This is a genomic window from Hydrogenophaga sp. Root209, from assembly GCF_001428625.1.
Classification (GTDB): Bacteria; Pseudomonadota; Gammaproteobacteria; order Burkholderiales; family Burkholderiaceae_C; genus Hydrogenophaga.
Window position 1 is genome coordinate 15528 of the sequence record NZ_LMIE01000030.1, and the last position, 12003, is coordinate 27530.

Sequence of the window (12003 nt, forward strand, 5' to 3'; positions counted from 1 at the left end):
TCATGCAGACCGCCGGACTTTTCATCACGTTTGAGGGCATCGACGGTGCGGGCAAATCCACCCACATTGCTGGCTTGGCCGAAGCCTTTCGGGCACAGGGGCGGGCCGTCACACTCACCCGCGAACCCGGCGGGACGCCGCTTGCCGAAAAGCTGCGCGAGCTGGTGCTGAACGACCCGATGGATCCACTGAGCGAAGCCTTGCTGATGTTTGCCGCGCGCCGCGACCACCTGCAGCAGGTGATCGAGCCCGCGCTGGCCCGCGGCGACGTGGTGCTCTGTGACCGCTTCACCGATGCCACGTTTGCCTACCAGGGCGCGGGTCGCGGCTTCGACCTGGACGTGCTGCGCCAGCTGGAGCGTTGGGTGCAGGCGCTGCCTGACCAGGACGACCGCCTGCGCCAGCCCGACCTGACGGTGTGGTTCGATCTGCCACCTGCCGTGGCTGCCGAGCGTCTGGCCGGCGCGCGCCTGCCCGACCGCTTCGAATCCCAGCCCTTGGCGTTCTTCGAGCGTGTGGCCGCAGGCTACGGCGATCGCATGCAACGGGACCCCTCGCGATTCGCCCGCGTGGCCTCGGACCAGCCCAAGGACACTGTGTGGCGCCACGTGCGACAGGCCTTCGAGCAACGCGGCTGGCTGCTGGCCGAGGAGCACCCATGAGCGGTTCAAGTCTTGCGCCCTGGTTGCAGACCCAGCTCGTCAGCCTGATGGCCCAACGCGGCCACGCCTTGCTGCTCTCCGGCCCATCGGGTCTGGGGCAATACGACCTGGCACTGGCGTTGGCGCGCGCCTGGCTGTGCGAACACCCCACGCCGCAGGGCGCCTGCGGCGAATGCGGCAGTTGCCACGCCATCGACGTGCGCACCCATGCCGACCTGTGCGCACTCATGCCCGAGGTGCTCAGCCTCGAAATGGGCTGGCCACTGGACGAAAGCGCGCAAAAGGAGATCGACGACAAGAAGCGCAAGCCCAGCAAGCTGATCCGGGTGGAAGCCGCGCGCGAGGCGGTGGCATTCACCCAGACCACCCGCTCGCGCGGCAACACCAAGGTGATCCTGGTCTACCCGGCCGAGCGCATGAACATGGAGTCGGCCAACACCTTGCTCAAGACGCTGGAAGAGCCGGTCGGCGAGGTGCGTTTCATCCTGGCCACCGAGTCGGCGCACCAGCTGTTGCCCACCATCCGCAGCCGCTGTCAGACCCATGCGATGGTCTGGCCGGCGCAGGCAGAGGCGCTCGGCTGGTTGATCGGGCAGGTGAGCGCCGCGCAAGCGGGTGGCAAATCACCCACCCCACCGCCCACGCCCGAGCAGGCTGCGGTATGGCTGCAGGCGGCGGGCGGACGACCCGATGATGCGCTGGCCTGGGCCTCCAGCGGGCTGGATGCCAAAGCATGGGCGGGTTTGCCTCAGGCGCTGGCACGAGGCGATTGGACGGTGCTGGCCGACTGGCCCGCAGCCCAGCAGCTCGCCGTGTTGCAGAAGCTGTGTCATGACCTGATGGCCCATGGCTCGGGCGCACCGGCCCGCTTTTTCCCCACGGCGGGACTGCCCGCCGCCCCGCGCATGACGGCATTGGCCGCCTGGTCGCGCGAACTGATGCAGGCCGCGCGCTCCGTGGAGCACCCTTACAACCCAGGCCTCATGCAAGAAGCCTGGGCTGCACGCACGCGCCAGGTGCTGGCGGCCAGGCCGCACTGACTCGCTGCGCGGTAGAACCACCGCGCAGAAAATACCCAGCCGGGCATGGCTTCGCAGCTCTGCAACAGGACGCACCCCGCGCGGGATTGCCGCTAAACTCCCAGCGATGAGCACAAACCCTTCTCCCTCGGCTGCTGCGGCACGCCCGAGCGTGATCCAGCTCTCCATCAAGGAGAAGGCAGCGCTCTATGCAGCCTACATCCCCCTGTTCGCAGACGGCGGCATCTTCATCCCGTCGTCCCGCGAATACCGCCTGGGCGACGATGTGTATGTGTTGCTCAGCCTGCCAGACGACCCACAGCGCTATCCGGTGGCGGGCAAGGTGGCCTGGGTCACCCCGGCCAAGGCCTCTGGTGGGCGCACGCAAGGTGTCGGCATCCGCTTCCCGTCCGACGAGAAGTCGCGCATGTTGAAGCTGAAGATCGAGGAAATCCTCGGCTCCAGCCTTGGATCCGACCGCGCCACCCAGACGCTCTGAGGCGGCTCTTCTACGGCTCTTCTCCCGTTGCGCCGCTGATCGGGCCTTGAATGGCCCGCTTCCCGTTGCCGAATTCCCAGGGCCCGCATGTTCACCGACTCCCACTGCCATCTGAATTTTCCAGAACTCAAAAGCCAGTTGCCCGAGATCTTGAATGCCATGACACAGGCGCAAGTGGACCGGGCGCTGTGCATCTGCACCACGTTGGAAGAGTTCGAAGATGTGCACATGCTGGCACGCGAGCACGACAACCTGTGGTCCACGGTGGGCGTGCACCCAGACAACGAGGGGGTGCAGGAGCCCACGCTGGACGATCTGATTGAACGAGCTGCACGCCCGCGCGTGGTGGCTATCGGCGAGACCGGGCTGGACTACTACCGTCTGGGCGAGCGCACCACGGCCGACATGGCCTGGCAGCGCGAACGCTTTCGCACCCACATCCGTGCCGCACGGCGCACCCGCCTCCCACTGGTGATCCATACCCGCAGTGCTTCTGAAGACACCCTGGCCATCCTGCGCGATGAGGGTGGTTTTCAGGGCGACGCTGGTTCAATGGACGCGGCCCGCGGCGTGTTCCACTGCTTCACCGAAACGGCCGAGGTGGCTCGCGCCGCGCTCGAACTCGGCTTCTACATCTCGTTCTCCGGCATCCTCACGTTTCGCAGCGCGAGCGACCTGCGAGAGGTCGCCGCGTTCGTGCCGCTGGATCGCATGTTGATCGAGACCGACAGCCCGTATCTGGCACCGGTGCCCCATCGTGGCAAAACCAATTCACCGGCCTTCGTGCCGAGGGTCGCAGAGCAGATTGCCGAGATAAGGGGCCTGACCGTGGCCGAGGTGGCGCAGGCCACTAGTGTGAATTTCGATCGCCTGTTTGACCGCGTCGGGTCGTCCTCGCCGAAATCCTGACTTGAGAGTTCACATGAAAAACACAAAAAAGATCATTGTTTTTAAATGGTTGTTGATGCCATTGCTCTTGATTTCCACCGCGCTGTGGGCCGACTCGTTCACCGACTTCTTCTCGGCCGTCAAACGCGATGACGTCGGCGCGATGCGGCAGTTGGCTCAACGCGGGTTCGACCTGAACACGCGAAACGAGGTGGGCGAACATGCGCTGTTCCTCGCCTTGCGCGACGAAGTACCAGAGGTCACGGACTTCCTTCTGGGACAGGCCAAAGTGCAGGTTGAAAGTCGGACCCCCAATGACGAGAGCCCGCTGATGATGGCGGCACTCAAGGGGAGGCTGGAAGTGGCCCGGCGCCTGATCGCGCGCAATGCCGAAGTGAACAAGCCCGGCTGGACCCCCTTGCACTACGCCGCGACCAACGCCGACGAAACGAGTCTGCCCATGGCGCGGCTCTTGTTGGAGCACCACGCCTACATCGACGCCGAGTCGCCCAACGGCACAACGCCGCTGATGATGGCCGCGCACTACGGCCACCCCACGGTGGTGAAGCTGCTGCTGGAAGAGGGCGCCGACCCCCTCTTGAAGAACCAGCAGGGACTCACGGCCATCGATTTCGCCAACCGCGCCCAGAGGGCAGAATCGGCCAACCTCATCGCGGCATTCGTCCGGGCGAAACAGCCCAAGGGTCGCTGGTAGGCACTCCCCGCGGACATCTGCAGTGTGAAGACGAGGCGCTTCACGCGACCGCGTATGTAGGTGTAACCCACATGGGGCAATTGCCTTGACCGGATCAAAATCGCGGCACCCATTATTTGGAGGAGACACTGTGAAGCTGGCAAGTCAAAAAGACTTTTTCTCTGGATTGATGTTCACCATCGTGGGCATCTCGTTCGCCGTGGGTGCAACGAACTTCGACGTAGGCAACGCGGCCCGCATGGGCCCCGGCTACTTCCCTCTGCTGCTCGGGATCGTGCTCACGATCCTGGGTGCCGTGATTACGCTCCAGTCGTTTCGCAGCAAGGCTCCAGATGGTGACCCGATCGGAAAGATTGCCTGGCGCCCGTTGGGCTTTGTGCTCGGGGCCAATCTGATTTTCGGCGCTCTTCTGGTTGGATTGCCCTCTTGGGGAATCCCTGCCATGGGTTTCATCGTTGCGATCTACGGCTTGGTCGTCATTGCAGGCTTTGCCCGTCCGAACTCCAGCATCAAGGAGTCCCTGATTCTGGCGACCATCCTTGCGATCGGCAGCTACGGTGCCTTCGTTTACATGCTCAACCTGCAGTTCCCGGTGTGGCCTGCTTTCCTGACCGCCTGACTGGAGACCCGCCCTCATGGAACTCTTTGACCACCTTGCACTGGGCTTCAGTGTCGCTTTCACCCTGCAGAACCTGATCTATGCGTTCGTGGGCTGCCTGCTGGGCACGCTCATTGGCGTGCTGCCCGGTATCGGCCCGCTCGCCACCATCGCCATGTTGCTGCCCGTGACCTACGGCTTGGAGCCGGTGGCTGCGCTCATCATGCTGGCCGGCATCTACTACGGTGCACAGTACGGAGGCTCCACCACCGCCATTCTGGTGAACCTGCCGGGTGAGTCTTCATCGGTCGTGACCGTGATCGACGGTTACCAAATGGCGCGCAAGGGCAGGGCAGGGCCTGCACTCGCGGCCGCAGGTCTGGGATCATTCTTTGCCGGTTGTGTCGGCACCTTGGTGCTGGCTGCATTTGCGCCACCGCTGACGGAAGTGGCGCTGAGCTTCGGTCCCTCTGAATATTTCTCACTCATGACGCTGGGCCTCATTGGAGCCGTGGTGCTGGCATCGGGCTCGTTGCTCAAGGCCTTGGCCATGATTGTGCTGGGCCTGCTGATTGGCTTGGTCGGCACCGATGTGAACTCCGGCGTGGCCCGATTCAGCTTTGACATCCCCGAGTTGACCGACGGGATCAACTTCGTCGTGATCGCCATGGGCATTTTCGGCTACGGAGAGATCATCAGCAATTTGTCGCACGACGAGGCCACGCGCCAAGTCTTCACCGGCAAGGTCCATGGCCTCATGCCCACGAAGGAAGATTTCAAGCGCATGGCACCCGCCGTCTTGAGAGGCACGGCGCTGGGGTCGGTATTGGGCATCCTGCCCGGCGGCGGCGCACTGCTGTCTTCCTTCGCGGCTTACACCATCGAGAAGAAGACCAAACTCAAGCCGGGTGAAGTGCCTTTTGGCCAGGGCAATATTCGCGGCGTGGCGGCTCCCGAGGCAGCCAACAACGCCGGCTCGCAAACCTCCTTCATTCCGCTGCTCACCTTGGGCATTCCGCCCAACGCCGTGATGGCGCTGATGGTGGGCGCAATGACCATTCACAACATCCAGCCAGGCCCGCAGGTGATGACCTCCAACCCAGAGCTCTTCTGGGGATTGATCGCATCGATGTGGATCGGCAACCTGATGCTCGTGGTGCTGAACCTGCCACTCATCGGCGTGTGGGTCAAACTGCTGTCCGTGCCCTATCGCTGGCTGTTTCCCGCCATCCTGATGTTCTGCGCGATCGGCGTCTATTCAACCAACAACAACAGCTTCGACATCTGGATGGTGGCCATTTTCGGTCTCATCGGTTACAGCTTCATCAAGCTGGGCTGCGAGCCTGCACCTCTGCTGCTGGGCCTCATCCTCGGTCCGATGATGGAAGAATACCTGCGCCGCGCCTTGCTGATTTCACGCGGCGACTGGTCGGTGTTCGTCACACGACCCATCTCGGCATCCTTGTTGGCCGCAGCCGCCTTGTTGCTGGTGATCGTGCTGCTGCCTTCGATCAAGAAGAAGCGCGAAGAAGCATTCGTCGAAGAATGACCACACGCATCTGCCCAAGCGAGCAGATGGATGTGAAACAAACCCGACCTTGTGTCGGGTTTTTCTTTTTGAAGTTCGAGCTGTTGTCGTTGTTGGCGCGGGTGAGAGTGGTGTCTAACACCAGGTGCAGCGTACCTGCAAGCTACGCGCTGCGCCTGAAATGCATCGCATGACGTACCGGCCGCCAGGTAATGTTGTGGAAAATCGACGTTCGCTGCGCTGCCTCGATCAGGGTCGCGGCCAAGCCAGCACGTCTTCGATGCCGTAGGTGAGTGCGGCCGTGCGCGCGAATAGGTCTTTGCACTCGCTGGCGCTGCAGCGCCACGCGCTTGAAGGCGTTCCACAGCACGGCGTAGCTGCAGCCCGTTAAGTCGACTGGGCAGTTGCTTTCGAACATGCGGTGGCTGGCGGCGCAGAGCCGCGTAGCCGTCGTCTCGCCGACAAGCGCCGATGGCGCGGCGAAGGCCGTCTCGCCCACGGGCCGCATGGCCTCGGGCCCATCGTGGCGGTAGTGCGAATGGCCGTCAACGAATACAGTCGCACGAATGTCATGGCCTGCTGTGCAGGTCGACGAGGCGCCCTTGTGCGGGTTGGCGGCGTCTGGTGCCGGCGTGGTCCGCATCGGCGAAGGCGTCAGAGCAGCGCGTGCGTCACGCCACCATCGACCAGCAGGCACTCGCCGGTCATGAAGCTGCTCTCGTCCGTGGCCAGGAAGGCCGCGGCGGCGGCAATGTCGTCCACATGTCCCAGGCGGCCCAAGGGTGTGCGCGCGACGCGCTTGGTGGCCAGGGCCTCATCCACGTTGATGCGCACGCCCTCGGTCGGTACCGAGCCGGGCGCGATGGCGTTGACGCGGATCTTGCGCGGCCCGAGTTCCACCGCCGCCGCGCGCGTGAGGCCCAGCGCGCCGGCCTTGACACCGCAATAGACCAGCGCGCCCGGAATGCCCAGAAAGCCGGCGGCCGAGGCAATGTTGATGATGGAGCCACCGCCGCTGCGCTCCATGGCGGGCGCAGCGGCCTGGACGCCCCAGACGATGGAGTGGAAGCCCGTGGCCGTCATACGTTCCAGCATCTCGGGTGTGATCGCGTCGGTAGGGCCGTAGCGCACCCAGATCGCGTTGTTGACCAGCACGTTGAGGCGCCCGTGCTGCTGTTCGAGCGCTGCCACCGCCTCGGTGAAGGTCTCACGCTGCGCCACGTTGCCACCAAAGGCCTGGGCCAGACCGCCGCCTGCGCGGATCTCCTCGACCGCCTGCTCGGCGCGGTCCAGCCGGATGTCGAGCACGCCCACCAGCGCGCCCATGTCCGCGAAGCGCTGCGCAATGGCGCGGCCGATGCCTTGCGCGCCGCCGGTGACCAGCGCCACCTTGTTCTTCAAGCTCGGTTCCATCGTCTGCATCCTGGATAGTGAATTAAAAACTACCGGCTGACCGGTAAGTCATGAAAGCGCAAAAAAAAGCCTTTGCGGGCCGACTTGATCAGGTCTTCGCCTTTTTGCGTGAGGCGATTGGCGCGGCGGCCTTGGCAGCCGGTTTGGCGGTGCTCTTTGCTGCAGCTGTCGCGACGGTCGCAGCGGCCTGCGGCATCTCCATGGGCGAGCGCGTGGTCATGCCCAGCAGCGCCATGTCAACGAACTGATCCATCACTTCCTTCACGTTCAGCTTTCCTGCGGGCGAGTGCCAGCGCGTCACGTAGTTGAGTGCCGAGAGCAGGAAGCGCGTGGTCATGGCGGCGTCCATGTGGCGGAACTCGCCAGAGTCGATGCCCTCGCTGATGCAGCGGCGCAGCAGCCTCTCGTAGGTGTCGCGCAGGTGCAGGGCCACGCCGCGGCGTTCGGTCTGGCCAGCTTCGCGGAAGGCGTTCGCGCCCGCCAGCCAGTGTTCGCGGTGCATGTCGAGAAAGTGGGCCGAGGAGCGCATGAAGGCGCGCACGCGATCGGTAGGGGTGTGGGCGCGCGCCACGTCGGCACCCACCATCTGCACCAACGCGTCGAGCGACTGGATCACCACGCGCTCGTAGAGCTCGTCCTTGTTCGGGAAGTGGTAGTACAGCGCGGCCTTGGTGATGTTGGCGGCCTCGGCAATGTCACGCAAGGAGGTGGCGTGAAAGCCGCGGTTGGCGAACAGGCGGCGCGCGATTTCCAGCAACTGGTCTTCGCGGTTGCCCTGGGACAACAAGGAATCGGAGGCGTTGGCGCGTGGTGCCATGGGAAAGACTTTCAGGGGAGCGGAAAACCCTAGAGGTTACCCCCATCGCCTTCCCGTGTTGCGGACGGCCGGATCGGGTTAACCATGGGTCATGGAGCTTGCATTCACCGATGTTGCGGTTGTATCATTAACCTGTCGGTAAGTAAAAACCAAGAGCTTTAAATACCGACATCAAGAGTATACAGACTGGAAAAATGCCAAATCTACCTGCCGATCGGCAGGTGAAAAAGAATGATGCTAGACCAAACTGAAGAACACCGGGCATTTCGGCAGGAAGTGCGTCGCTTCTGTGAGCAGAAGGTTCCCGAGACCCTGCGCCGGCGCGTGCGGGCCGGCTACCGAGCCACAGCAGAAGGGTTTCGCCAGTGGCAGGACATCCTCGCCCGTCAGGGCTGGGGCGCACCCACCTGGCCGCGCGAACACGGCGGCACAGGTTGGTCGCCAGTGCAGATACACATCTTCGAGCAGGAAACAGCGGCCGCTGACGCGCCGCCGCAGTTCCACCAAGGACTGGAACTCATCGGCCCCATCATCTTCACCTACGGCACGGCCGAGCAGAAGGCGCGGTACCTGCCGGGAATCCTTTCCGGCAAGGACTGGTGGTGCCAGGGTTACTCGGAGCCGCAGGCTGGTTCGGATCTGGCCGCGCTGCGCACCCGTGCCGTGCGCGACGGCGACCACTACGTGGTCACCGGCCAGAAACTGTGGACCAGCTACGCCCACGAAGCCAACCACATGTTCTGTCTGGTGCGCACCAGCGACGAATCGCGCAAGCAGGACGGCATCTCGCTGCTGCTGATCGACATGGACTCGCCCGGCATCACCGTACGCCCCTTCCACACGCTCGACGAGCAGGCCCACGTGACCGAGGTCTTCCTCGACGCCGTGCGTGTGCCAGTGGGCCAGCTGCTGGGCGAAGAAGGCCGCGGCTGGAGCTACGGCAAGGTGTTGTTGGACCGCGAGCGCGCGGTCACGGCCACGCTGGGCGCGCGCCTGGCGCGCCAGCTTGAGCAGGTGGGCGAACACGCGCGGCAGGCGAACGACGGCAACCGCAGCCTGTATCAGAACCCGGTATTCCGCGCCAAGCTGGCGCAGCTGGAGATCGAGGTGCTGGCGATCGAACAGATGGGCCTGCGAATGCTGGCCGACAACGTGGCCGGTGTGGACACCGGGCCGCGCGGCTCCATGCTCAAGCTGCGCTGGTCCGAGCTGCTGCAGCAGACGACGCAACTCTGGGTTGAAACGCTGGGCTACGACGCCTCGCGTTTCGCGCCAGCGGGCAGTGCGCCCGGTGCGGTGCCGCTGCACCAGTCCGGCCCTATGTCGGCCTATCTGCACAGCCGGGTCACCAGCATCTACGGTGGCTCCAACGAAATCCAGCGCAACATCATCGCGCGCCGCGCACTCGGCCTTTAGGACGCACTAAACATGCACAACCACCACACCTCCGAACAACAGATGCTGGCCGACGGCGTGGAGCGCTTTGTGCGCGAACACGGTCGCTTCGAGCACTGGCGCAAGCTCACGGCCGCGGGCGCAGCCTTCGACGAAGAGAACTGGCGCCGCATGGCCGAGATGGGCTGGCTGGCGTTGGCCATTCCCGAAGAACATGGCGGCTTTGGTGCTTCGATCACCGAGACCATGATCGTGGCCGAAGGCCTGGGTCGCGGCCTGCTGCGCGAGCCCTTCGTGAGTACCTGCGTGCTCGCCGTGCGCCTGCTAGCGCGTGGGGGCACTGCCGAGCAGTGCCAACTGTTTGAAGGCATTGCCGACGGCAGTGTGCGCATCGCCACCGCGCTGGCCGAGCATGCGGGCCGCTTCCACATGAACCGCGTGGAGACACGCGCAGTGGCCGTCAGCGGCGGCTACCGCCTGAGTGGCGCCAAGGCCTGGGTGCCCGACGCCAGCACGGCGCAGTGGTTTATCGTGCCCGCCCGCACGCAGGGTGCAGTCGATGCGCGCGCCGGCATCTCGCTCTTCCTGGTGCCCGCCGATGCGATCGGCCTGCTGCGCAGCGACTTCCGCAGCCCCGACCATCAGCACATCGGCCAACTGCAGCTCGACGGAGTCGATCTACCCACGTCGGCGTTGCTGGGGCCCTTGCACGAAGGGCTGGCGCTGCTGGAGGAGGGCGTGGACAACGCCATCGCCGCGCGCCTGGCCGAGGCCTGTGGTGCGATGGACGCGGTCAGCGAAATGACGCTGGAGTACCTCAAGGTGCGCAAGCAGTTCGGCACTACCATCGGCAGCTTCCAGGCCCTGCAGCACCGCATGGTCGACATGACCATCGCCTGCGAAGAAGCACGTTCCATGCTGCTGCTGGCCCAGGCCAGCATGGACGGCGACCCCCTGCAGCGCCAGCGCGCCCTAGCGGCGGCCAAAGCGCGCGTGGGCCAATGCAGCCTGTTCGTGGGCCACCAAGCCGTGCAACTGCACGGCGGCGTGGGCACCAGCGACGAGCTCGCGGTGAGCCACTACCTCAAGCGCCTGTCCATGATCGATCTGGCCTACGGCAACGCCGATTTCCAGCGAGACCGTTTCAGTGCGCTCTCGGACGCCGCGTCCGCGCGCACCGAGCCCGCGGCAACCTCCGCGCACGTGGAGCAGCCCGCATGATCGCTGCCGCTTCTGGCTGGAACCTGGCCGACATCCTCGACGGTGTCGCGGCGTGCGTGCCCGCCGACCGGCCCGCCATCGTGTATGGCGAGAAGGTGGTCAGTTGGGGAGAACTCGACGCGCGCAGCAACCGCGTGGCGCGCGCCCTGCTGGCGGCCGGCCATGAGGCTGGCGAACGGGTGGCCTTCCTCTCGCGCAACCACCCTGGCTATATCGAAGGCTTTGTCGCCTGCCTCAAGTCGCGCCTGATTCACGTCAACCTCAACTACCGCTACACGGTGGACGAGGTGGCCGGCGTGCTTGAGGACGCGGGCGCGACCGCCCTGCTGTACCAGCAGGAGTTCGCACCGCTTGTGGCCACGCTTGTCGCGCGGATGCCGGCGCTGCGCTCGTGCATCTGCCTGGACGGCGAAGGCCAGGGCGAGGCCACGGCCAGTTTCCAGGTCATGGCCGCAACGGGCGACGCCAGCCCCCTGACCATCGTGCGCGAAGAGCGTGATCCGCTGCTGCTCTACACCGGCGGCACGACGGGCCGGCCCAAGGGCGTGATCTGGCCCGGCAACCACTACCGCGCCTGTCAGCTCGAATCGCCGCTGGTGCAGCAACGGCCCGCCAACCTGAGCGAGCACCTGGCACTGGTCGCGGCCAACGCCACACCCGGGCGTGTACTGCCAGCCTGTCCGCTCATGCACGGCGCGGGCATCAGCAGCACGCTGGCCGAGTTGCTCAATGGCGGCACCGCCTTGTTGCTCGCGAACCACCGCTTCGATCCGCACGAACTCTGGCACCTGGCCGAGCGCGAGCGCGCCACGCGCGTGCTGATCGTGGGCGACGTGTTCGCGCGGCCCATGCTCGCCGCGCTCGACGAACAACCGGGGCGCTACGACCTGCCGTCGTTGAAAGTCATCAGCTCGGCAGGCCTGATGTGGAGCGAAGAGGTCAAAGCCGGCTTGCTGCGCCACATGCCCTGGCTGGTGCTGGCCGACATCTACGGCGCCTCCGAGGCCGCGGGCCTGGGCTACGCCATCACCACGAAAGACCGCGCCACACCCACCGGCCGCTTCGAGCCCGGCCCCCGCACCGTGATGGTCGGCGACGACGGCCGCATCGTGCCGGCAGGGCAAGAGGGCGAAGGCTGGCTCGCGCGCGGCGAGCCACTGCCCGAGGGCTACTTCGGCGATCCGAAGAAAACCGCCGAGGTCTTCCGCAGCATCGACGGCGAACGTTATTCCGTGCCCGGCGACCGCG

The 12003-nt window shown here is 65.0% G+C and carries 12 protein-coding genes; 10 read left to right on the forward strand and 2 right to left on the reverse strand.

Annotated elements, in window-relative coordinates:
- The first annotated feature begins 2 nt into the window (after positions 1 to 2).
- The 7 genes from tmk to ASE11_RS16900 all read left to right on the forward strand — a co-directional run bounded on the left by tmk (position 3) and on the right by ASE11_RS16900 (position 5930).
- Positions 3 to 662, forward strand: a complete 660-nt coding sequence (gene tmk, locus ASE11_RS16870; RefSeq protein WP_056274391.1) for a dTMP kinase — start codon at positions 3 to 5, stop codon at positions 660 to 662.
- Positions 659 to 1702 carry a DNA polymerase gene (locus tag ASE11_RS16875; protein WP_056274394.1) on the forward strand — a complete coding sequence of 348 codons (1044 nt, stop codon included), beginning with the start codon at positions 659 to 661 and terminating at the stop codon, positions 1700 to 1702. The genes tmk and ASE11_RS16875 overlap by 4 nt, the downstream gene beginning before the upstream one ends.
- Positions 1703 to 1808: 106 nt before the next feature.
- Complete coding sequence (locus ASE11_RS16880) at positions 1809 to 2180, forward strand: PilZ domain-containing protein (protein WP_056274396.1); 372 nt, start codon at positions 1809 to 1811, stop codon at positions 2178 to 2180.
- Between the two features lie 87 nt (positions 2181 to 2267).
- Positions 2268 to 3089 carry a TatD family hydrolase gene (locus ASE11_RS16885; protein WP_056274398.1) on the forward strand — a complete coding sequence of 274 codons (822 nt, stop codon included), beginning with the start codon at positions 2268 to 2270 and terminating at the stop codon, positions 3087 to 3089.
- Between the two features lie 13 nt (positions 3090 to 3102).
- Entirely contained in the window at positions 3103 to 3783 is a 681-nt protein-coding gene (locus ASE11_RS16890) for an ankyrin repeat domain-containing protein (protein WP_056274401.1), read from the forward strand.
- Positions 3784 to 3913: 130 nt separating this feature from the next.
- A complete protein-coding gene (locus ASE11_RS16895; RefSeq protein WP_056274404.1) occupies positions 3914 to 4402 on the forward strand; it encodes a tripartite tricarboxylate transporter TctB family protein in 489 nt (162 codons plus the stop codon).
- Between the two features lie 16 nt (positions 4403 to 4418).
- Positions 4419 to 5930, forward strand: coding sequence for a tripartite tricarboxylate transporter permease (locus ASE11_RS16900; RefSeq protein ID WP_056274406.1), 1512 nt, complete (start codon positions 4419 to 4421; stop codon positions 5928 to 5930).
- Positions 5931 to 6563: 633 nt separating this feature from the next.
- On the opposite strand, the gene ASE11_RS16905 is transcribed toward ASE11_RS16900, so the two are convergent.
- Both ASE11_RS16905 and ASE11_RS16910 read right to left on the reverse strand, forming a co-directional pair.
- Positions 6564 to 7322, reverse strand: a complete 759-nt coding sequence (locus tag ASE11_RS16905; RefSeq protein ID WP_056274409.1) for an SDR family NAD(P)-dependent oxidoreductase — start codon at positions 7320 to 7322, stop codon at positions 6564 to 6566.
- Between the two features lie 88 nt (positions 7323 to 7410).
- Positions 7411 to 8139 carry a TetR/AcrR family transcriptional regulator gene (locus ASE11_RS16910; RefSeq protein WP_056274412.1) on the reverse strand — a complete coding sequence of 243 codons (729 nt, stop codon included), beginning with the start codon at positions 8137 to 8139 and terminating at the stop codon, positions 7411 to 7413.
- 231 nt (positions 8140 to 8370) lie between these two features.
- Here ASE11_RS16910 and ASE11_RS16915 point away from each other — a divergent pair, with 231 nt between their 5' ends.
- From ASE11_RS16915 to ASE11_RS16925, 3 genes are all read left to right on the forward strand, one after another.
- The gene (locus ASE11_RS16915; RefSeq protein WP_056274415.1) at positions 8371 to 9555 is read left to right on the forward strand and encodes an acyl-CoA dehydrogenase family protein; all 1185 of its coding nucleotides are present in this window, start codon (positions 8371 to 8373) and stop codon (positions 9553 to 9555) included.
- Positions 9556 to 9567: 12 nt separating this feature from the next.
- Positions 9568 to 10755: an acyl-CoA dehydrogenase family protein gene (locus ASE11_RS16920; protein ID WP_082585806.1), complete on the forward strand. Its 1188-nt coding sequence runs from the start codon at positions 9568 to 9570 to the stop codon at positions 10753 to 10755.
- Positions 10752 to 12003: AMP-binding protein (locus tag ASE11_RS16925; protein WP_200959376.1), on the forward strand; the 1252-nt coding region annotated here is incomplete at its 3' end. The genes ASE11_RS16920 and ASE11_RS16925, both read left to right, overlap by 4 nt.